Raw genomic sequence first — 22,837 nt, forward strand, 5'->3', positions numbered from 1 at the left:
TAAATGCGTATTTCAACAAATCAAATTTATCAGAACAGTTTGAGCAGTTTATTACTTAAGCAAGAACGCGTAGCAAAACTGCAAGAGCAACTAAGCGAAAATTTTTTAAAGGTACGTTATTCGTCTGATGATCCTATCGCTTTTGCGCAGATAGAACTAATGAACCAACGTATAAGCACCACGGAGCTTCTTCAAAAAAATCGTGAAAGTGCTGATAGTGCGCTGAGTATGGAAGAATCCATTTTGAATGATTGTACAACCAGTTTACAACGCTTGCGGGAGATTCAGGTTAAGGCGGGTAATGCAACATTGTCTGAACAGGATCGTAAGGCATTAGCAATCGAGGCGAACATCATTTTGAATGAGCTGCTTGATTTTGCCAATACAAAAGATATTAATGGTGATTATATGTTCAGTGGTGGACAAACATCGACTGTACCTTTTTCAATTAATTCCTCGGGACAATATGTATACAATGGCGACAGTACACAGCGGTTTCAGCTGGTCGCAAGTAGTTTACAAATGGCTATCAATGATCCGGGTGATGCTCTTTTTATGCGTATACCCAATGGAAATGGTAGCTTTACTATTAAACAAACAGGTACCCCTAATACGGGAACTGCGTCATTAAATACGGGTTCGATAACTACCCCTTCAGCCTATGTGCCTGATGATTACACCATGGGTTTTGCATTAAATTCACAGGGGCAGTTGGTCGTCATGGTTAGTGGAGCAGTAAGCGGGAATGTAATCCCTCCTACAGGTTTACCTGATGATGCCCCTTTATACGAGGAGGGGATGGCTGTCAGTTTTAATGGTATGGAAATTAAAGTCTCAGGAATGCCAAATCCTGGTGATGCCTTTTTAATTAACCCCTCGCAGAATGAGTCGGTTTTTGCAACGATCCAGAATATGATTAATAATTTGAATCAACCCTATTCAACTGCTACGGAAAAGGCAGCAGCAACAACCGTAAATAATCAAATATTGGCTCAAATAGATAGTGCTTTAACTACTATTTTGGATGCTAGGGCTAACCTGGGGGCTCGCCTAAATCAGCTAGAACATGCTGAAACAGCAAATGCTGATTTAATTGAACAAAGCAAAATTATTTTAAAGCGGCTACAAGAAGTTGACCCATTAGCTGCTGCAACTGAATTCAAGCAGGAGCTGTATAATTTAGAAGTTGCGCAGCAAAGTTTTGTACTGATTCAGGGATTATCTGTTTTCAATTTCATTTAATTATTCAGGGGGTGATTTTTTCCAACCAAAATTGAGCTATATCAATTCGTCTTGCTATCCAGATATCCTGATACTGCATTATATGCTCTAAAAACTGTTTTAACATAAGACAACGATCGGGTTTTCCACTCAGACGTGGATGCAAACCTATAGTTATTAATGTGAGGCGTTTTTCTTGATAAAGATAATGAAACGTATTCATTAATTGCTCATAAAATGCTTTGTTGTCGGCAAAGCCTGGTGTAGTCGTAAATCTGAAGTCATTGCAGTCAAGAGAGTAGGGGATTATTAAATGGTTCTCACTATAATAAGGCAATTCATCCGCATAGCTGTCTGAATCATAGAGAAACCCCCCGATCTCAAGCAATAATTCTCGAGTGTTTTTACTTCGTCGCCCAGTGTACCATCCTCTGGGTTTATGTCCGGTTAGTTTTTTTAGGGTTTCAATACACAAAAGAATATGTTTCTTTTCAACGTTCCGCGGGATATTGGTGTAATTTATCCAGCGCCATCCATGTCCTGCTATTTCATGGTTCTGTCGTGCCAGGTAATCGGCAAATAAAGGGTTCAGTATCAACGCTTGTCCGGTAACAAAAAAAGTAAGCGGTATTTTATAATGGTCAAATAAGCGCAGCAGCCGCCATATACCTACGCGGCTCCCATATTCATAAAACGATTCCATACTCAGATTTCGTTGCCCTTTGGCTTTGGGTATAAAAGGAAAATCTGCACCACTGTTTTCTGCTTGTGAATCACCATTGATAGGGCTTAATTCTGCTCCTTCTTCATAGTTAATCACAAAATTAATGGCAATTTTTGCTTTATTGGGCCAAAAAAAATTTTTTTCTTCTGAGCCATAACCCACTAAATCACGCATATTTATCCTAGTTCAAAGGTGGTAATACCATAAATGCCTTCAATAGATAGTTTAGGTGCTCCTTTTAAATACATTCGAGCAGTTGCAAATACTTTAGACATTTTATATTTACTTACTAGATTAACAGCTAGGGGATTATTTTCAGGAATATCCAGATAAACTGTTTCTCCTTGAGCATATTCGACCAATTGCTCGAACAGTTTTTCAGCGATGAAAGAGGTATCTGCGAATAGGGGGCCTATTTTATATCCTTCGAAACATTTTCTGATTACTCCATAACCTTTTAATTGTTTTTCTTGCACATACCCAAGAGCTAAGGCGGTATTTTGTTTTATCCACTCCGAGAGAAATTTAGGTCTTGGTGCAGGAAAATAGTGACGATCATATTGAGTTAATTGCTCAAAAGGAACCGTCTTTAATTCAACCAAATTAGGATCAGGCTTTGGAGTCAGTCGAGTATATTCTAAAGCATAGCGTGCGTTACTGTGTGCAAACTGATAACCAATATGAGCATAGTTATCGATCATATCAAGCACCCCATCGATTCCCGCATTGCGATCACCAACATACAGCAGGCGAGCACGAGTTAATTGCATCCCATAGCCTTGGGATCGATATTTTTTATCTACTATATAAAATCCACAAAAAGCAAAACATGGGTCATATACTACAGCGGAACCGACAGCAATAATTTGGCCATTTAATTTGCCAGCAAAGAAACCTTGCGGATCAGTATGATAAAAACATTCCGCATCATTTAGCCCTGGATTCCAACCTTCTTTTCGTGCCCATTCTACAGCAATTGAAACTTCTTCCTGTGTCATGTGTTCGATACGGTATTGGGACATGATATTCACTTTTTTGCGAGTGTATACAATAAATTAAATATTAAAGTAGCAACTAAAGCAAATACGCACTCTATTCTGGTTTTAGCTTGTCACTTTATCAACTCATTAAAAGGATACTAAATGATAAAAATTCCTGTATTATAATCCTCTCCAGGTTTTTTAAAAATGTAAGGAAGCATTTATGAATTTCACTATTAGGAATACCTTAGGCCCCTTATTTCTTATCCTTTCATGCCCTGTTTTTGTGATGTTGATGTGGTATACCAATACTCAACTTCAAGGGTCTTTGTCTGTTCTATGGGATTTAATAACCCAAAACGGTTTTTTGCAAACAATAGCGACAGTATGGAGTCCTCACTTTTGGGGATCTTCTATTGCTTGGAAAATGATTTTAATTTTTGTTGTATTTGAGTTGGCCTTAATGCGTATTCTTCCAGGAAAACCATTTAATGGTCCTATTACGCCTAAAGGGAACGTTCCGGTTTATAAAGATAATGGTGTTTTGGCATTTATTGTCACGATGGCAACTTTTTGTATTGCATCGTTTGGCTTCAATTTATTCTCGGCCTCTATTCTTTATGACAATCTGGGAGCACTTTTCGGTGCATTGAATTTGTTGAGTTTTATCTTCTGTATATTTTTGTATCTTAAAGGACGTTTTTTTCCTTCAACAACCGATTCGGGAATAACCAAGAATATATTATTTGATTACTATTGGGGAACAGAACTCTATCCTCAAGTTTGGGGATGGAGTATTAAAAAATTTATTACTTGCCGTTTTGGTATGATGAGCTGGGGGTTATTTCTTATTTCTTATTGTGCCAAACAAGCAGAATTAGGCGGTCTATCCAACTCAATGTTCATTTCTGTTTTCTTGCAATTTGTTTATCTGAGTAAATTTTACATGTGGGAAAAGGGTTATTTACGATCCCTAGACATCATGCATGATCGCGCCGGTTTTTATATTTGCTGGGGGTGCATGGTATGGGTTCCTTGTGTTTATACTTCGCCAAGTATGTATCTTGTGCTTCATCCGATTCATTTATCTTTTATATGGGCAATCCTCATTTTAGGCTTAGGGTTAACGAGCATTATTGTTAATTATCTTGCTGACAAACAAAGACTTGTTACACGAGCGACCCAAGGCGAATGTAAAATCTGGGGTAAAAAACCGATCACTGTGTTGGCACGTTATGAGACTACGGAAGGAGATAAAAAACAAACCATATTACTTGCTTCTGGATGGTGGGGAATCGCTAGGCATTTCCACTATATTCCAGAGCTTGCAGGTACATTTTTTTGGTCTGTTCCTGCTTTGTTTGATAATTTTGCACCGTATTTTTACCTTTGCTTTTTGACTGTTCTATTATTTGACAGAGCATTTCGTGATGATAAACGATGTTCCGCTAAGTATGGCCATGATTGGAAAAAATATTGTGAACTGGTTCCCTATAAAATTGTCCCCCTTGTGGTTTGACATGTGAATTAAATTTTATCGTAGCCTGGGTGAAACATACAAAAGCCCAGGTAACGAATCCTTAACTCCCGTTTTTCCAGCTTCATCCAAGCCATATAAAAAAATAGGAACAGTGGCCTTAGGAAAGGAAGAGGTTGGGAAATTACTCACTAAAAATTGGGAATTGATGCATAGCACGCGAATAAAATACCCCATAGATGAATATAATCCCCGACTAATATATTTTTAAGATACCATTCGGGAATGCGTTCATTTCTAATGTCGCTTTGTAAGTATTTGATTATGGGTACAAATGCGACAACAAAAAAAACCATGAACACATGATAGAGAAAAATCAGTTCTTGAGTATTACTGTATAAATAGGTTTTATATCGCATTTGCCAAGGTGTAATACAGATAACGATGAATGAAAAGGAAAATACTTTAATGATACTGTTTAAATCAGTCATAAAAGGAAGTTTTTTTCGCTTCGATACAGTTTCTCGTTCCGATGCGTTAAGCGCATTAAAGGACATCGATTCAATCAAGGCACTTATTAAAAAAAATACGCAATAAATGAAAATACTAGTTGTTGTTAACGAGGGCATGTGCAAGTACGTATATAAGACGTCTAAAAGCCAAAAAGTGTATAAAATTATATCATAATTCCCAATGGGCGTCGATCAAACTCTTTGAAATTTTGTCTAAGAACGTTATACGTATAAAGTTATTATTAGTGCGAAATTAGACCATCAAAATCTAAATAAAAAGAAAATTTATGTGAGCCAATAGTGTTTTTTTTATTTTTTAAGATAACTAAGTCTTTTTTAAATATCCAAGTTTCTGCGGCGAAACGACCAAAAGTGCTGGCTATGCTGCCGTGTTTGGATTCAATCTAAGGCAGCTTACTCGCTATACGTCAGGAGAGGTAGTCCAACAAATAATAAAGCAGTGGAGAAATCTGCAAATGAGCCACAGATTGATAGAAAACTGACCGAGGTGCCACGATTGGGGTAATGGAAATCACTGGCCCTGATTTTATACGAGTTTGTACGGTAAAAAAATTGCCGCTGAGCAATTACCATACAAATCATTATGCGACAGCGACCATGTTACTCACATTTTCTGTGGATAAGTCTGTTTATAGCCTGTCAAACCTTTGTAAGCTAAAGTGACGCTACATTTTATTCAATGTGTTTTTTTAGTGTTTTTAATAAGGATATAATAAGCAAGCACCAGCAGATTATAAAGAAATTATTTTCTTAACTTAGGTGTATTTTACTCTTTATAAGCTTCCAATATTTGTTGAAAAGAGACAAGTAAAAACAACAAAATTTAAATCTTCCCCTGTACAGGTAAATAAAACCCCTGTTGGTTCATTTGAATATTCTGATATTAAGATTTTATGCATTAATTTCATCCCGCCAGCAGAATGACAGGTAGTTGATAAGGTGCTAAAAACATTGTTTATGGTTTTAATCTGTCCAGAACTCTCATAAGCTTGTTCGCATTGAGGCGATTGTCCACTTGGTGGGGAAAGTGGTTTTTCAGCATAAGCGCTTTGATAAATTAAAGAAGAGAGCAGCAGTAATCCATGAAGAATTTTCATAAGAGTCGTCCCTGTAATATTAATTTCTTTTTATTATAGGTTTGAATTTAAAAAATGAGAAATACGGCTTTCTAATTGAGATGGATTTAGAAACATTAAGGGGGAAAGCCCATATTTCGCCATGCAAATACGGGCTACGTTTCGTTATAACATTTGACTTCCAAGATAAACACTTGCAGCGCATACTCCTGTTGTAACGACTGCTTTCGTAAAGAAACCACACCATGAACCTGTGGTTTGTTCTTTTTTTACCTCATGTTCTTTTTGCATATGAGGATTTTCAGCGGAATTACATCCTAACTTACCACTAAGGAAAGGACAGGCATCCATTGCTTCCAAATCACTACGCGCTTTTTCTCCAGGTATAGTTTGCAATACAGGAACAGGAGGAGTTGTATCGGAAAGTTCATTATATAGCAATGGGGCAAAATTTAGGATTACTAAACTTAATCCTCCATTAATTCCTCTAGAGTATGCTTTGATGCCTGAAGTTCCTTCGAGTTGTTGTAGGGTTTCACCTACACCAAATAATGTCCTAAGAGCAGTAATGGTATTCGGATTAATCACCATTGGCTCATCATTTTCTAATTGACGTATCACCTCAATGAGATGATTAGTACCGAATTTTTCTCTGATTTGAGCAATGATTTCTTCGCAATAAGCAAATTGCAGTCCTAAAATTGGTCCGTTTTCATTAGTTGGTAAATGCAAAGATTCTTCTCTCAGCTTTAAAAACAGCTCATCATCATTTAATATCGCTTTGAGTGCTTGTGCATTAGGATGTTCTTCTCCGTAATGAGCTGTATCTCGCAGCAATTGTTCAATGATCATTTGTTCTGAAACAAGAACCGCAATGGATAATAATGCAGCTGCATTTTTAGGGTTCGATAAGTTGGGGGTAGCCAATTCTCCATTAATTCGAACATCAATTAATCCTTCATCTGTTGAAATTGGCGTTTCCTTGTCTAAATAGAGAGCAGGACTACCATTTTTTTTCTGTAGATCAAAAGCATAGATAATTGCTTTGAGCGTATTTTGATTTACTGTATAGGAGTTAGTTAATTGTTTTAGTAAAGGATGTCTTGTACTTTGGGTCAGGCTGGTTTTTAATGGCTGAATCATTTCAAGTGCAAGATTTATTGTTAATAAATCATCAACAATATCTTTTTCTTTCGCATCTTTTTGCATCTGAGCAAATACACGTTTCGTTACGGTAGAATCCATTAATTTTGAAGGTTCAAAATCATATTCTTTTTCCAGAATTTCAAGAAGAATATCCATTGCGTTGAATGAGCGATTTTGTGTATGTAGAATATGTTCGTTACCTGTCATTAAACCAAGCATTAATAACTTTCCTTGATCTTCCGGTAAGCGTCGAAAACCACTTTTGGAAAGTCGTATTACACGCATTACATCGTCTGCATATTCTGGCTTGACGAATTTTCTAGTGCTCTCTTTGATAATCCAACCCATTGGTGCTGGCCGATCATTTACATTAACTACAAAGCCATTGTCTTGATAAGTCTGAGTGTGCTCAGGATCAAGATCAATTTTGGTATTTGAGGGAATAGCAGATGTTTCTATCACCATACCAGAGCGAGTTTTAACAATTTTTTTATCCTGTTCTGTGATAATTTCAAATTTGCCTTTATCTAACTCCTCTGTAATGCGTTGATATTGTTCTGCATTTACTCCTTTGGGATGGCAAAGATAGAGAAAACCTTGTTTTGATAGTTGGCTACTGAGACAGATTCCTGTTTGCCAAACCGAAAAATGAATGGTATCCCAAATTGATTCCCCACCACGTAGACCTTCTGTATTGGGGTATTTAAGAGCTTGGTTACGCTCATTTAATATTTTTCCTTTTCCAACAATATAATGACTGGATTTTTCCAATAATTTTGTACCTTGTGAAACTGGTGAACTTTCCTTGGAAAGACCAAATAAATCAAGTTGGTTTTTTCCTTCGGCAGTATGTTCAGTAGAGTTTTCTTCATAGTTTTCTTCACAAACTGGTTCAATCAAGGCAGAAAACTGGGCTAAACTTAATTGTAATCGAATGGCTAAAGCGCCCATTTCGGAAAAATTCTTTCTTAATGCTTCCATTCCATGAACAGAGTCATCGTTGTCTTTAAATTTAGTGCCTGTATATTTAAGCGTAAAACCTTTTATGGAGTCTTTTTTTTGGAACATTTTTCACCAGTTATTAATTTGATCTAAAAGTAGATAAATTGTATATATTGATTCTTAACAAATTATTAAGTGTTTATTAAGAACACAACTAAAAATTCTTTGGAGTAGATAATTAGATTTGGAATTCTCCTGATCTTTTTGAAAAGTGTTCTGGAGATTCCAGTGAATTTGTAGATTTTATAGAGGGTGACTCTAAATCATTTGCTGCTATATTTTGAGACTCACTGGGAGTGATTGTTACTTGTGAATAGAGGATGGGACGCATTGCTTTTGAGTAAGTGCATCCATGCTCATACTGATCTAATGCTTCTTCGAGTATTATTCCCTCATTCTCCTCTTCACGTTCTTGCATGAATTTCTCATCTTTGCTCGTCTCATAAAGTTCTATTCCCCACTTGACGACCCCAAATATTGCCATACCAATACCAAATCCGACTAAAATAGGTCCTATAATAGGAGGAACGGCTACTGCACTTAGAAGAATCATTAAACCCATTATTGAAAAAACCACACCGGCTCCGCCTAAAGCAAAATTAGTAAGAGATTTTGGTATGCCTTCATTCGCTAAAAGATCATTTTGTTTTAACTCATGCAATGGTTCCGTTATGTTTTCAATATCTTCATCAATTTGGGCAATTTGTTGTTGAAGATCGTTTATGAGCTTAATCAGAGTTGAAGTATCCTCGGTGTTTTTCTCATTAGCTATTGAATTGTTCTTCTTTTCTTTTTGATCGACTAATTGTGTGATTCTCCCCAAATAAGATATCAAATCTTTACGATCTTTATATAATTTCGAAAGTTTAGATACAGGACTGTCATCAGGGAAATCGGATAAATCTATTTTATTGGAAATTGTTTTGATGAATTCAAACTCTTTTTTATGTAATTCATTAGTCGATTTTTCAAGTAGATGTTCTAGTTCTAAAGCTCTAATTGCTAATCGCGCACGATACTTATCATTCTTTAATGAATCAATATTTTGGTTTTTCAGTAAGTCAATAAACTCTTTTTTTTCTTTATAAGCTTTACTTGTTTGATATTTATTAACAATAGCGCCTATAAATGTTATTCCTTCAATAAGAGTGGCAAGAGAAGCCAAAGCTAATCCAATTTTCGCAGCGACTATTCCCCCTAGAGTAAATGCGGTGATACCCAAGGCTGTTAGGGCTAAAAGCAAGCCTACCGCTAAAATTTTACTTCCTATCGAGCTGTTTTTATCCGTTATTGTGGTAATCGCATTAGGAATAACGGAGATCATTTGAAACACAAATCCAACGATGGGGAGTTCTTTGCTGGACGAAAAAAAAGAGGCTATGAGGTCAAAAAATTTTTGTGTACCTTCAAGTAGACGTTGGGATAATTTTCCCTTTTTATGGGTAATCTCAATCAATGACTTCTGTTCTTTCTTCTTTTGGATTATTCTTTTTTTTAAATCATCCATTTTTTCTGACAGAATGACATGTTGTTTGTGTGGATACACCATAATTACCTTTTAAAAATGATCTAAGTATAGATCTGTATTAATTGTGTATATATTCGAATCAATAAGATATTTATTATCCACGTTGTTTTAATTAAAAGCAATAAAATAATGAAAATTACATAAGTAGGAAGAAAATTGATGACAAGGGAATTTATTCATGGTGATTCTATATCCGTGACTGTATCAAGAGACATGTATTTTCATATAGGTAAGTAAAAATACATTTGATAAAAAGGCTGTCTCATCTTCGCTGTTGGACAAGTGAATGCTTAGTTGAACAACTAGAAACAAGCAATAGCTACTTAATAGAATTAAATTTAATAAAAACAATAGGTTGATTGCTTTATGAGTGTATATATTTCTTTCTGTTTTTGGTCAAATTTTTTTTCATTATCTTTTTAGATGGATTTGGTATTTCAATGCCCTATTGACGCTGACTTAAAAATATGCAAAATCTATATTTTATTTTCACTTTTGTAGAATGTGTATCTTTTTAAGGTAATTTATTATGGGTTCAAGATCTAGGCATGCCAAAATTTCATTATTTAGCGCAACAGCACTTTCTGCTACAGCTATGATTGGTTCTGGATGGCTCTTTAGTGCTCAGTTAAACGCTAAAATTGCAGGAAATTACTCTTTTCTTGCATGGGTTCTGGCAGCATTATTGGTAATGGCGGTTGGGCTGTGTCTTGCGCAAGTCGCATCAATCTACCCAGTGCGTGGGGCAACTGCTCGGTCCAGTGCGTTGTCACACAATAGCATTTTTGGCATGCCTTTTGCTTTTGCCAATTGGTTTGGATTAATGGTAACGATCGGTACCGAAGCTCAAGCGACTACACAATATTTAGCTGCCGCAATTAAAAGTAATGTTTTAATCGCGGATAATGTCCTGACGATTTACGGTAAATTATTTGCATTGAGTATCTTGGTCATTTATTTATTTATTAATTATTTTGGTGTTAAGTTATTAACCAAAGTTAATAATACAGTTACGGTAATAAAAATTATTAGCCCAATTTTTACTATTGCTATTTTCTTGATTATGCGCTTTGACACCAGCAATTTTACCTTGGGTACAAATTTTCAATACGGAATTGGCTCAGCAATTACTTCAATTATTTCCGCTGGATTAATTTATTCTTACAACGGATTTCAATTAGCAGTAGCTTTTGCCAGTGAGATAGAAAATCCAAAACGAAATATTCCTCTCTCAATCATTCTTTCAATTGTAATTGTGATGTTGGTTTACATGCTGTTGCAATTGTCTTTTATGGGTGCTGTGCCCCATAGTATGTTAGCGAGTGGTTGGAGTAGCCTTAATTTTCATTCGCCTTTAATTAATTTAGCAATGTTGCTCGGAGTAAATTTCTTAGCAATGATCTTGATTACTGATAGTATCGTTAGCCCATCAGGTACAGGGTACTCTTATTTAGGTGGTGCTTCACGAATGTTCTACGCGATGGCTAAAGAGGGCCAAATGCCAAAGAAAACCATTGGTAAATTACATCCTGAATATAATCTATGTCGCCGCTCCTTGCTTATCAACTTTACGCTCACTGCACTATTTCTCTGGAATTCCGATAGTTGGGCCTCATTAATGGTGATTGTAACCGGCTATCATTTAATTGGATATATGGCAGCTCCGATCAGCATGGGGGCGATTAGACCGAGTACCAGATTATTTGGATTAATAGTCTTTTGTATCCTTGGGCTCATGATGAGTACATTACCTGCCAATGATTTTCTAAAGATGAACTTGTCGATTTCAATTTTGATGGTAATTTACGGAGCAATACAGATTGCGCGTCGAATGAAGGCAACAACATTATTAGTATTATCAGCGCCGTTTCTAACTTATTTGTGGTTAATTTATTTTTATCAAAATATTTATTATATTCTGCTCGTATCAGCTCTTTTTTATGCATTAATTACACATAAAGAATACGTCAAATTATGTAAAGAAACTCAATTGATTGCTGATGATGCAGCTGATATTGCAGTAAATGTCAATCAAGCTCAGCGAGCATGATATGTGTCGTTCGTATTAACGTAGTTTAATACGGACGGTAGGCTAACATTTTTCAGCTACAATAAAGTATTTATGCCAATGTTTCATAGAGTAGCCTAATGCATCTGCTTCATCACGTTCTTCCTCCTCAAGCAATTCGATTTTAAACTGAAGAAATAACTGATGTAATTCTTTGTAACTCAAAAATGTCATATCGGGTCTTTTATTTTTACTCCAATCATCATTTATTCCAAAAAAGGTCCCAGAAAATAGTCCGCCTGGGCGTAATGTTTTTAAAATCAATTTCCAAAGCTTATAAAAAAATTCTGGTTTTAAAAAGGGGAGACTATAACTTGCGTTAATTAATTGGGACATCGGAAGAGAAGTTAATGACTCAAATGAAGCAATCTTTGTCTTGAGTTTATTTTTTAATGATTGAGGGCAGGAAGATAATAAAATGGATATTGCATCAGTTTGAGAATCAATAGCTAGAACTGACCAGTCATTTCTTAAAAGCTCAAGAGAATCTGAACCAGAGCCGCATCCAAGATCAATCGCTAATTTTGGAAGGTCAAATTTATTCCTACAATGAAACAATTCAATTGCTTTCATTAAAGTTTTTCTAGGAAGAGTCTTTTGCTTTGTAATTTTATAATAATTAATCCAATTTTTATTATCCATATTATGCTTCCCTGGCTAGTTACCAATTGGTAACTAATTGACTGATTAATAGTGCTTTTATACTCTTAATAATGAATTTGTAACCCAAAAGGAGAATCATTATGAAAGAAAAAATTATCAAAAAAATCGTTCGAGGAAAAGTATTAAAAAAAAGCAAGGGATGGTGTGGGCCTGGTACCTGTGTTGGATAATTAAATTGTATGCATCATATTGAACATAAAATATGATGCATTGAATTAAACTTATCGGGTCTAAATTATGTACTGTCCTAATCTTGATGAATTAATACATTATAAAAATAACAAAATTATTTATCGATACAATAAAGATTATCCTCATGCGACAATGCATGCGGAAGCTGCTTTAAGAGAGCTAATGAAGTTTATTTGGCTCTGTTTAAAGCATAAGTCAGATAAAAAAAATAATCCTTCGAATGTATTACTCGACTTTGCTTGCACCATTCATCCAGAAATGTGCGATATTGATAACATGTGGCATACTTTTCTTTTATTCACGAAAGATTATCATGAGTTTTGCAGTAATTACCTTGGTGGAGTTTTCTTTCATCATGAGCCCATTGTAGATATGAATGACAATCACTTAGATGAACGCTATGAACAGGAATTAACCTTATATTTATCCTATATATATGATAATTTGGGCGAGGATACATTGATGAGATGGTTTGAGCAATAATTACAAATTTCGTGTTTCTGTAAATTTATCTTCAGCACGCATTATCCTATTCATATTTTTCTCGGTCCATGTTGTTAGTGAATTAAGAATAGTACCCAATTCTTTTCCTAATGGGGTTATTGAATACTCAACTTTCATAGGCAATACTGGAAACGAGCACTTAGTTATAAAACCGAAGCGCTCTAATTTCATTAATGTTTGGGTTAACATTTTTGGAGAAATTCCACCAATTTTGCGCTTTAGCTCCCCAAAGCGAAACGGTTTATTTAACAATATATTAATGATTAAAATTGACCATTTATCACTAATTTTTTCTAATATATTATGTGATGGACATTGTTCATTATATACAGAGAAATTTTTATTAGGCATGGGGTAAAGGTCATTAATAGTGGAAATAGTAAGCATAACGTTTATTACACTTTATTTCCTCAAATACTTATTCAAAGTGGATAAGAAAAAACAATAAGGTTATGCACGCAATATATGTAAAAACATCAGTTAGTCGTTTGAATTTTTAACGCAAAAAGAGCCAGCAGACGTTTTGAGGCTAAGGGGTAAAATTCTCGATCTCTGTTTGCACTTGAGGACTCGTAGGGTTCGCATTTCCCGAAATGACCTGCTTCTCAAAAAATCTATCTTTTCCTCGTTGTTTCACTGTACTTAAACTGAGGCGCTCCACCTTTTTTTGCTCCAGTAACAGATTAACAACTTGCGTGAGACGGGAAACCATTTTATGAATATCAATAAATTGCGTATATCCGTAATGTGCAGTAACACGAATATTGTTAGGAGGACGTACATCAATTTCAAATTGCCCTAATTTATTTGATTGTTTTAATCCAGTTTCTATCTGCCTGACATCGCTAATTTCTTTAACACGAAAAACCAGCATAGCGCCTCGTCGCTTAGGATCCACAGGTGTAATCCACTCAATTTTATCACCTAAAAACTGTTGCAGGAGCGCATACATATAGCGAGTAAGGCATTCTGATTTAGCAATTAATTTATCCCAACCAATTTGGCTCATTGTTTTCATATAGGTTTTTACTGGAGCAAGGGCAACAGGGGAGGGATTGCTGCATCTGAATGCCCAAGCACCTTTTTGCATCATAATTTTTGCATCAAAATCATCGATTAATCCGAAGATTTTCTCTGAAGCTGCTGCTTTCCATCCCTGAATGGGCGGGTATTTTCCCAAATCTGTATTCTTATTAACATAAATACCAAAGCCACTTCCTGCTGAACCACAAATATGTTTATAACTACAGCCTACTGCATAGGTCACAGGCAACTTGTTCAGATTTAAAATTCTATTTCCTACTGTATGAGCTAAATCGAGGCCAACAATAATCCGATGTTTTGCAATTACATCCTTTAATTCGGTTAAGATATGATTCATATCAAGACGTTGTCCTGTACTAAATACTATATCAGATAAGTGTAGAATCTGGATTTTGTCTGCACGCATTTTGATGAACGCAATAATTTCTTCTTCGTTATAGAGTCCTTTTTCATCAGGAAGAATTTTTAGGGTAAGAGATGTAGGATTGGGAATAAGATTATGGTTGGTAAAAAAGACACCAAAATTCTTAGCAGTTTGTATCCCTCTTTTTAAGATGGATTCAATAATTGCTTGATCGGAAAAAAACTCTTTTCCTAAATGACAGATTTGTGTTTTTCCTGATTGCCAATCAGCTAAGGTCGGTCGATAAAAAGTATCAATCAAACGACCAAGATTAGAAGATAAACCTTCCTGAGTATAGAGGAATTCATATGTCTCTGAAAAACCAAGTATTGCCTGCATTGCTTTAACGGCATCTTCCTCAATATCGCAATCAAACCAGTTACCGCTTTGTTCGTGAGTTTCTGAAAAATGTCCTTCATGTAGTTGGGTTGTCTGTAAGTTGTTAATTCGCTCGATTTCTTTTAAAGCGGGTTTGAATACAGGCCCTAAAGAATGAGCTGCAAATGGAGTTAAACTGCCATATTCGAATAAATCATGTAATTTTTTCAAAGGGTCGATGGAATCCAAATAAGCAGCATCTTTTGGGGAAAGGATATCTAAGTTCTCAGAAATTAAGTGAATAAATTCACCTGGGTTAGATACCATAGCTTCTATTAGTTCTTTCATAGTTCCCTCTAAATAATAGATTTTTTAATGCTCATATTAATCTTTTCTTTTATGTGATTCTATGGTCTATGTTACAAATAGATTCCCGTTCAAGCCGTTTTGCTGTTATTTGAATAAGCATTTATTTTGATAACAATTAAACATAATTCTATTGTTTCGATGTATGGCCTTGCATAACACCATGTACTTGCCTGGATTCGATTCTACGTCGAGTTGAGATTAAATAAGTTATCCTCAGTAAACGAGTCGGTAGTTGTACTATATATTAGCAATAAGCTTATTAAATTATGGTATCAGCATGCCATCACTTCCACAAGAAGTATTAATAGAAAAAGCGAGCAAATGGCAAGGACGTTTTAGGGGCGATACCGCAAGCTTTAACAAAGAGGTTACTAATGAAGGGGTATGCCTAGGGTTAGGAGTTTGGCGTTTGTATTGTACCTTAACAGGAAAATACAAGGAATATGAAAAGATATTAAAGCTCATTTATAATTCTGACCCTCTTGCAGAACATATTAGTCCTGAGGTTCATCAGGCATATGAGACCTTTATTCAAAATACTTTGTGGCTGCATCGAACTCTACGTATTGAAGTAGGGACGCAACAGGATCGTATGGAAGGGGCTTTGGAAGCATTATTTGAACGGGAAGGAGAGCCATTCCCTCTCACTTATCATCAGCAATTTGCAGGTATTATTACTGTTGAAGAACTCAAGGAAACTCTTGTAACCTATTTAGCACTCGATCCGAATAAACAACAAGGCGTAGGATTTACTCTAAGTTGTAACAAACATTCTATATCGATAACACGTGTTGGTAACCAAATTGAAGTGATCGATCCTGCTTATGGGGAGTCCTGGATCATTGAAATACCTCAAAAGGAAACAGCAGAGGAAAATACAGCGGCACTAAAATCGGCTGTAAGTAAAATGTTTGACGAAGCAATTTACAATGCTTTGCATTTTGACGAAGCAAATTTTCAAGGAACATATACAGGTATACGCATGCATGTGTATTCGCGATTACGTGATCCAAATCCTGAAATATTACCAACTATTTATCCGTCTACTACTGAATTAGTAACTTCCATTTATGAAAAAAGGAAGAACACACTGGAGCAGCAAGATAATTTTACGAAGCTTGATGCATTAGCCTATGCAGTACAAAACGGTGATAAAAAATTAGTAGAATATCTGGAAGGAACGCTTGGCGCGGTGAAGCTTGAAGCATGTAAAAAACAAGCATTTAAAAGCGCTGTATCCTATGGGCAGCTTGAATTTGTAATTCGTTATTATAAAAAAGAATATGTGGATCAGAACGTACTGATTAATGCATTCGCCAGTGGCGACAAACAAGTAATTAATTTTCTTCTTGAAAAAGGACACCGTTTTGAGAAAAAGGCATTTGACCACGCACTTACTCATGCCGCACGTTTAGACCAAGGTTATATTTTTAATCTACTTTTAGAATACTATGATAAATTTTACAAAGAACAATCTGATTTAGTTAATCCCGCAGAATTAATTTATTCGGGTACATTACATAAAATCCGCACACCATTATTAAATATCGCTGCGCAAAATAATAGTGTCGAAGTGATACACATTCTATTAACCAGAAAGGTCAATTTATCATTAACAGATGAATCAGGACGAAACTGCTTGCATTATCTTACTCTTCATCAGCCTGAGCTTTTTGTTGACATTGTATCACGGAATCCTGCTTTGCTATTAGCCAAGGACAAACAAGGCGAACGACCAATCCATCGATTGTATCAAACAGAGGGGAAGTTAAATGAAAAAATCTATCCTATACTCATAAAAGAGGGGCGATGGTATGAAGTATATATCTTAGCGTTAAAAAATAATAACCAAAGCATGATTAAACGGTGTCAAGAAAATATTACTTTTGCCGCAATGCTTCAGCATGAAGGGGGCGCGCCCAAAAATCGATTTGTTGAACTTTGTGAGACAGCCAAATTTGATGACGGACGAATGCCTCCGTTTATTCAAGCATTAGCCGGTATAAATTATACGGAACAAACTCAAGAAACACTACATAGCATCTATTTACTGGCACTCAAACAAAGTAATGTAGAAATTATAAACTCTGTGTTGCAAGTTGCTGCACTTGATCCCAATGTACTATTTAAAGCAGGGGGTGTGGTTGATTTATCGCCATGGAAAATGCTGACTCAAAAACCTGAATTATTTGAGCTCATTTTAAAGAAAGTCGATATTAAAAAGTTAGGTCAAGAACAATTAATCGAATACTATTTGGTTGCTTTACAACATACAAAAATCGATCTGTGTAAAGAAATTGGTGCGCAAATTCTCGATAAAAATGCTTTATTACTCAAAAGTCCTCGGAGCCAAACAGATCCCTTCATTTTTTTTGAAAAAGATGATGCTGCTTTTAACCAATTAATAAGCCCAATTGCCTTAGATGATTTAAAATCTGCAGCTTTAAACCAAATGTATGTATTAGGATTATTACATAACAACCAAGATGTGTATGGAAAGTGCATTAAAAAATTGAAAGAAGATCCGCTTTTTCTCGCACGTACTGATGATCTTGAATTGTGTTCTCAAAGAAATAGTAACACCTTATTTAAAGAGTTATTTTCAATAAAAAACGTCAGCGAAGAGTGGTGCAAAAAAATCTTTATCAAATCACTGCATGAGAAGAACTATGAGATAGCAGATGTGGTTTTGAAAAAGTTTCCTCAATTGGTAAATGCACAAATCGATAACATCAATGGCGTTCCTCAATATCCCTTGTGGGTCGCAATTCATCAGAAAAATACGGATCGATGTCAATTTTTATTAGCACATAATGCAGATCCTTATGTAAAAAGACTCAGTAGTACATTGATGCAGGAGGGGCAAAGACATGGTGGCCCACTAAAAAAGCTGTTCGAATCTTATGACATAAATATTAAGATCATGCAGAATCAATTTTCAGATATCTTGGAACAATTAAAAGAGTATAAAAAATGGAAATTAACAAAAAAATACGGTCTATTTGGTGATTATATTGATACTATTGTCTTAAAAATAGGGGATAAATCGGTACGCTTTCCCAAAGAATTAAGAGAAGTTTTGGATATTCTGTGCAAAGCAAATAAAGAAACCAGTGTTTCCTTATTGAAAGAGCAAACTTATAAGTTAGCTGAAAGAATTCATTCAATACCCGACAAGGTACTGTCTTCGTCCTTCAAACTAAAGCTAATAGAAACAATAAACTCCTCTAATCCAAAATTTGTAGCAGTTGCACCAGCGCAATTTGCCCCAGATCCTTTTCTGTTAGCAGATCTGATTCCTTCTCAAGAGGAGTCTCTACTGCAAACGAAGATAAGATGACGCAATGCATTTATCAAGATAATGAAGCATATAAAAACCTAGGGACTTAATTTGTTTGCAAGGGCAAGAAGATTTTCCTCACCTATACTTAAACAAAATAATTGGTTTTAAGGAGGAATCCATGTCTAAAATCCAGCCTGGAGATCAAATTGGATCCAATAACGCAGGGAAAATGATTTTACGTGGATGTTTCATTTCATGAGTGTTTCACGAGATTGGTTAGATAAAACTTCTGACCAGTAGGAGAACTACTTTCTAGTTACCTTGATAACCGTCATTGATTTCTTATAAAGTGAATTTATACTGGATCTATCTATTCCTAAATAGACTTTTTCCAGTTATGGGTTGAGTATAAACACCGCTATTAAATTCTTGCCAGTTATCGGCGAACCTGATGTCACATTTTTTTGAAACCATGTGCCATCCCGGTTTTCTAACTGATTTTAACTATAGAATCAGTCGAGAAACTGTCTAAATCTGTATCCAGGTACTTGGAGGACGCAATTCTTTTAACCTTAAAAGGTATAGAGGCCCCATGCTTAATATACTCTAATGGTTCACTGAATACGGTATCCTTTATGAAAACTGGTGCTGGTTCTGGCGGCATTATTTTTATTTTGGGTAAACTTAAAACTTTTTTCAAAATGGTTTTTTTACTTAATAGCAAGTTAGATAACTGTTCTAAATATAATTTTTTATTATCCATTGATAATAGTTCTAAGTATTCATCACGGATAATAAGTTTTTTGATGTATGCATCATCTAAACTGGCAAATTTTGCTAACTCATACTTAAGTTTTTCCTTATCAATGTCATGGAAAAACTCACTAAAATGTAAATTGCCTACTATGTTTTGAGGATTATTACATACTTTGCTGAAAGAAAAGGGACCATATATAAAAGGGTTATCCAATGATAAATTGGCTTCAAAATTACGAAGAACTGCATCAATATTCTCTGCTGAAGTATCAAATATGGAATCACTGGGATCTATTTTTATGATTTGATGTTTACTCGCAAGTTTAATAAGCCCTACATTCCGTAATCCTGCACCTATAACATCCATATCCTCTAAGATAATGGCTGCCGCAAGCAAGGCTTCTTTTCCCTCAATTGATAAGTCACTTTCAAATTTTTTATAGGCAGTGATACATGCCTCAACTTTCTGGTGTTGGTTAATTTCTTCTAATGCATTTTTGTTGTTCAACCATTCAATAAGATCTTTGTAACCGGGCAAGACATTTGATATTAAACCAAGCATTTTTTGATAATATCCAATATATAAATTTGTAGTATGTACCCCAAAAACTTGATAAATAGCGTTGGAAATATGGTCATGTACCGCATGGATTGCGGTGAGTTTTTCGGTTCCTTTTTTTGTTTTCACTACGTAATACTCTTCATCAACGGAATCTGACCAAAATGAAAATTTTGTTCTTGCCATCTTTCCTCTCAAAATAGTAAGTAGATACAATCCTATGGTGAGCAATATTCATTAAAATGGCAACTATTAGAGGATTGGAGTTAAGCGACCAAGAATTATGTCTTAATAAAACCTTAATATTTTATGTATAAAATGTGTGCTACAAATATAATTTTTGCTCATATTCTTTATTAATGTCATTAAGGATGCAACGTGAATAAAATTTCAACTTTATTTCTTTTTATGATCATTGGATTATTCTGTACCAATGCAAATGCAAAAACAATTAAACTCAGTCCCAATGAATCAAAGATGCTCGCAAATAATTCGCTATGGACGTTAAATGCCACATGTGTTGTTCAAAGCACAAATCAAAATAAGAACAAAATTAAAATTAATGTAATAAAGAACAGTGGTACGGTAAATGGAAAAAAACTATCTATTGGTCAAGGAACTCTAATCAATGTTAAAAATAACAGCAGTGTATCTGTGAGTGCAGAGTCAGGCACTCAAATTAATCTTATTAATTTAGGAACAGATGAGTTGCAAGCTGTTTGTTCTAGTTAAGTATTCCACAACAACTGATACATCTTCACAACTTTTTGTACCCTACGTACCGTGCCTTACGCGCGGTACATAGAGAGATTTATAATGTTTAAACAGTTGATTGAACAAATAATCCATTTCTCGAATTGCTTGGAAAGGCATTAAAAGAGATCTAATTAAAGATATATTTGATTTCTTTTCATTTTTTATGCTATGGTGTTTAAATGAACAAATACCGTTCTCTGATCCTATTGTTACTTATGGGTGCCCTCGTTCTAGCGCCACTCAAACTGCCAACATGCCCAAAACAAAGTATGAGCGCACCTGCTGCTCTTTCTTTTACGCTAACTCCTTGCTCTGTACAGCAAGCTATGAATAATGGCTGTTTCTCTGCTTCTTATTGGCTTCAAGATGAATTCCATTTGAAAGCACAATGGATAGCACAGTGTCTCATTGGGTTGCTCGGTTTTTTACTTATTTTCTCAAAATATAACTCTCCTTTGGATGAGATTTATCGTCCTCCTATTTGATTTCTTTTTTTATTTAAATTCAAAAAATAAATTATTAAAAGGAATCAAAATGAAAAAACTAATTTTGTCATTACTGATGTCATTTATCTCATTTTCTGTTTTTGCTTCGGGTTTTAGCAGTGCTAATCCGGCTGATACAATGATGTTTATTCAAAGTCATAGTCCGATTTTTTACTTGGCTGCCTTCTTTGGTCTCGGTGTTTTGTTGGCATTTACTCCCTGTGTTTTACCTATGGTGCCGATCCTATCCAGTATCATCACAGGGCAAGGAGCCAGTACGGGACGCCATGCCTTTAAATTATCTTTAGGGTATGTAATGGGTATGGCAGTCACTTATGCTATCGCAGGAATGTTGGCAGCATGGTTTGGTTCAACAGTACAAACTTTAATGCAGCAACCGATTATTATTGGGAGTTTTAGTATCTTATTTACCTTAATGGCCTTATGGTTGTTGGGTGTTTTTGAGCTGCGATTGCCAATTTTGATGCGGTTTGCTCCTAGAAAATCACGTCAACACGGTATTGTATCTGCAACTTTGATGGGATCTTTATCTACCTTAGTCGTATCTCCCTGTGTCACAGCACCTTTGATTGGCATTCTAACGTATATTGCTCAAAGCAAGCATGTGGCTCAGGGCGGTTTATTGCTTTTTGTTTTGGCTTTAGGAATGGGTCTGCCTTTATTGATTGTAGGAGCAGGATATGGTCGTTTTTTACCAAGTTCAGGACCTTGGATGGTTCGCATCAAACAAGTATTTGCCATCATGATGTTTGCTATGGCTGTTTGGTTATTAAGCCGTGTTGCGCCACCGTTTTGGATTGATTTACTCTGGGTTGCAGTCTTGCTTATCGCTGCGTGGATTTTTGGTGCGTTTCGCCAGGAGCATCACCTAGGTGGACGATTACTGCAAGGTGTGGCTCTTTTTTCCATGATGGGAGCAGGGGCTTTAGCCTATCACACATTTTCGCCTACCCCTATAATTCAATCAGTGAAACATACTCCATTCCTAATGGTACATACTCTTGAAGAAGTTAATGCCAAATTAGCTGAAGCAAGGGCAGGAAATCAGCGTGTTTTTATCGAATTTTTTGCTGGATGGTGTAGTGATTGTCAGGCTATGGATAGTCAAGTCTTTAACCAAGATGCAGTCATTGATGCCATGCAAGGCTCAGTAAATCTTCGGGTTGATATCAGCGAAAAAACAGATGCAGTGGCTGAGATTCGTCAAGCGTTCCATATTTATGGTATTCCTACGATGCTATTTTATGATAAACAAGGACAACAGCTTGCTCACTTAAGCTCTGTTGGACAGATATCCAAAGAAAAGACCTTGCAATTATTAGCAGAATTCAGCAAATAGTATTATAACTTCTTTAACATACCGCGCTGTATGCGCGGTATTCAGAAAATTCTTTTTATTGAATAGATTGGAGTTAACTTTAAGTAATAATTTCTCAGGCTTCACTACACATAAGGCTACTATGCCCTCCACATCTTTGGTAGTTGAAGTAACTACCTCTTTGATAAAAATTACATCACCATATTCTTCGGTATAGTTTTTCACAGTTGCTTCTAAACGCTCAATTGCACAAGGAGTCATTTCATCACTTCCTTCCTGATTTTGTAAAAGGTGTTTTCTGCGACATAGCAGTAATAAGTCAATAAATTGGTTTATTTTCACACATCCTAATTGATAATGATAATCATTATCAATTAGGATGTGTGTCGATTTGATATTTTTTATTGACCA

Annotated in this window: 19 protein-coding genes; 8 read left to right on the forward strand and 11 right to left on the reverse strand. The window is 35.5% G+C overall.

The window, feature by feature from the left end:
* Nucleotides 1–3 precede the first annotated feature (3 nt).
* Nucleotides 4–1,242: a flagellar hook-associated protein FlgL gene (gene flgL, locus Ltuc_RS04590; RefSeq protein WP_058520136.1), complete on the forward strand. Its 1,239-nt coding sequence runs from the start codon at nt 4–6 to the stop codon at nt 1,240–1,242.
* Nucleotides 1,243–1,246: 4 nt separating this feature from the next.
* Here the strand turns inward: flgL and Ltuc_RS04595 are convergent, their stop codons facing one another.
* Both Ltuc_RS04595 and Ltuc_RS04600 read right to left on the reverse strand, forming a co-directional pair.
* The gene (locus Ltuc_RS04595) at nt 1,247–2,119 is read right to left on the reverse strand and encodes a polysaccharide deacetylase family protein (protein ID WP_058520137.1); all 873 of its coding nucleotides are present in this window, start codon (nt 2,117–2,119) and stop codon (nt 1,247–1,249) included.
* A gap of 2 nt (nt 2,120–2,121) precedes the next feature.
* The gene (locus Ltuc_RS04600) at nt 2,122–2,967 is read right to left on the reverse strand and encodes a GNAT family N-acetyltransferase (protein WP_058520138.1); all 846 of its coding nucleotides are present in this window, start codon (nt 2,965–2,967) and stop codon (nt 2,122–2,124) included.
* Nucleotides 2,968–3,148: 181 nt separating this feature from the next.
* On the opposite strand from Ltuc_RS04600, the gene Ltuc_RS04605 reads away from it, so the two are divergent.
* The gene (locus tag Ltuc_RS04605) at nt 3,149–4,444 is read left to right on the forward strand and encodes a phosphatidylethanolamine N-methyltransferase family domain-containing protein (protein ID WP_058520139.1); all 1,296 of its coding nucleotides are present in this window, start codon (nt 3,149–3,151) and stop codon (nt 4,442–4,444) included.
* Nucleotides 4,445–4,593: 149 nt separating this feature from the next.
* Here Ltuc_RS04605 and Ltuc_RS04610 read toward each other — a convergent pair whose 3' ends face one another.
* The 4 genes from Ltuc_RS04610 to Ltuc_RS04625 all read right to left on the reverse strand — a co-directional run bounded on the left by Ltuc_RS04610 (nt 4,594) and on the right by Ltuc_RS04625 (nt 9,708).
* Nucleotides 4,594–4,959, reverse strand: a complete 366-nt coding sequence (locus tag Ltuc_RS04610) for a hypothetical protein (RefSeq protein WP_238584067.1) — start codon at nt 4,957–4,959, stop codon at nt 4,594–4,596.
* Nucleotides 4,960–5,708: 749 nt separating this feature from the next.
* Entirely contained in the window at nt 5,709–6,032 is a 324-nt protein-coding gene (locus tag Ltuc_RS04615; protein WP_058520141.1) for a hypothetical protein, read from the reverse strand.
* A 144-nt stretch (nt 6,033–6,176) separates the two neighbouring features.
* Entirely contained in the window at nt 6,177–8,225 is a 2,049-nt protein-coding gene (gene ceg17 / locus Ltuc_RS04620) for a Dot/Icm T4SS effector Ceg17 (RefSeq protein WP_058520142.1), read from the reverse strand.
* 112 nt (nt 8,226–8,337) lie between these two features.
* On the reverse strand, nt 8,338–9,708 hold the full coding sequence (locus Ltuc_RS04625; protein ID WP_133138259.1) for a T4SS effector SidA family protein: 1,371 nt from the start codon (nt 9,706–9,708) through the stop codon (nt 8,338–8,340).
* 508 nt (nt 9,709–10,216) lie between these two features.
* Here Ltuc_RS04625 and Ltuc_RS04630 point away from each other — a divergent pair.
* On the forward strand, nt 10,217–11,737 hold the full coding sequence (locus Ltuc_RS04630; RefSeq protein WP_058520144.1) for an APC family permease: 1,521 nt from the start codon (nt 10,217–10,219) through the stop codon (nt 11,735–11,737).
* A 42-nt stretch (nt 11,738–11,779) separates the two neighbouring features.
* Here Ltuc_RS04630 and Ltuc_RS04635 read toward each other — a convergent pair whose 3' ends face one another.
* On the reverse strand, nt 11,780–12,397 hold the full coding sequence (locus Ltuc_RS04635) for a class I SAM-dependent methyltransferase (RefSeq protein WP_058520145.1): 618 nt from the start codon (nt 12,395–12,397) through the stop codon (nt 11,780–11,782).
* A gap of 258 nt (nt 12,398–12,655) precedes the next feature.
* On the opposite strand from Ltuc_RS04635, the gene Ltuc_RS04640 reads away from it, so the two are divergent.
* On the forward strand, nt 12,656–13,093 hold the full coding sequence (locus Ltuc_RS04640; RefSeq protein WP_058520146.1) for a glycine-rich domain-containing protein: 438 nt from the start codon (nt 12,656–12,658) through the stop codon (nt 13,091–13,093).
* Here the strand turns inward: Ltuc_RS04640 and Ltuc_RS04645 are convergent, their stop codons facing one another.
* The gene (locus Ltuc_RS04645; protein ID WP_058521605.1) at nt 13,094–13,465 is read right to left on the reverse strand and encodes a winged helix-turn-helix transcriptional regulator; all 372 of its coding nucleotides are present in this window, start codon (nt 13,463–13,465) and stop codon (nt 13,094–13,096) included. It lies immediately after the preceding gene.
* Nucleotides 13,466–13,643: 178 nt separating this feature from the next.
* Entirely contained in the window at nt 13,644–15,227 is a 1,584-nt protein-coding gene (locus tag Ltuc_RS04650) for an aminotransferase class V-fold PLP-dependent enzyme (RefSeq protein ID WP_058520147.1), read from the reverse strand.
* A gap of 298 nt (nt 15,228–15,525) precedes the next feature.
* Between Ltuc_RS04650 and Ltuc_RS04655 the strand changes: the two genes are divergently transcribed.
* The gene (locus Ltuc_RS04655; protein ID WP_058520148.1) at nt 15,526–18,588 is read left to right on the forward strand and encodes a transient-receptor-potential channel family protein; all 3,063 of its coding nucleotides are present in this window, start codon (nt 15,526–15,528) and stop codon (nt 18,586–18,588) included.
* A 433-nt stretch (nt 18,589–19,021) separates the two neighbouring features.
* Here Ltuc_RS04655 and Ltuc_RS04660 read toward each other — a convergent pair whose 3' ends face one another.
* Entirely contained in the window at nt 19,022–20,032 is a 1,011-nt protein-coding gene (locus Ltuc_RS04660) for a hypothetical protein (RefSeq protein WP_058520149.1), read from the reverse strand.
* 192 nt (nt 20,033–20,224) lie between these two features.
* Between Ltuc_RS04660 and Ltuc_RS04665 the strand changes: the two genes are divergently transcribed.
* From Ltuc_RS04665 to Ltuc_RS04675, 3 genes are all read left to right on the forward strand, one after another.
* Nucleotides 20,225–20,578 (forward strand): hypothetical protein, encoded by a 354-nt coding sequence (locus Ltuc_RS04665; protein WP_058520150.1) that lies wholly within the window; start codon nt 20,225–20,227, stop codon nt 20,576–20,578.
* A 203-nt stretch (nt 20,579–20,781) separates the two neighbouring features.
* Nucleotides 20,782–21,087 carry a hypothetical protein gene (locus Ltuc_RS04670; RefSeq protein WP_058520151.1) on the forward strand — a complete coding sequence of 102 codons (306 nt, stop codon included), beginning with the start codon at nt 20,782–20,784 and terminating at the stop codon, nt 21,085–21,087.
* Nucleotides 21,088–21,136: 49 nt separating this feature from the next.
* Nucleotides 21,137–22,447, forward strand: a complete 1,311-nt coding sequence (locus Ltuc_RS04675; RefSeq protein WP_058520152.1) for a protein-disulfide reductase DsbD family protein — start codon at nt 21,137–21,139, stop codon at nt 22,445–22,447.
* Here Ltuc_RS04675 and Ltuc_RS04680 read toward each other — a convergent pair.
* A complete protein-coding gene (locus Ltuc_RS04680) occupies nt 22,427–22,768 on the reverse strand; it encodes a hypothetical protein (protein WP_133138260.1) in 342 nt (113 codons plus the stop codon). The genes Ltuc_RS04675 and Ltuc_RS04680 overlap by 21 nt on opposite strands.
* Between the last annotated feature and the right edge of the window lie 69 nt (nt 22,769–22,837).

It is taken from the genome of Legionella tucsonensis (genome assembly GCF_001468035.1).
In the GTDB taxonomy this organism is placed as follows: Bacteria; Pseudomonadota; Gammaproteobacteria; order Legionellales; family Legionellaceae; genus Legionella; species Legionella tucsonensis.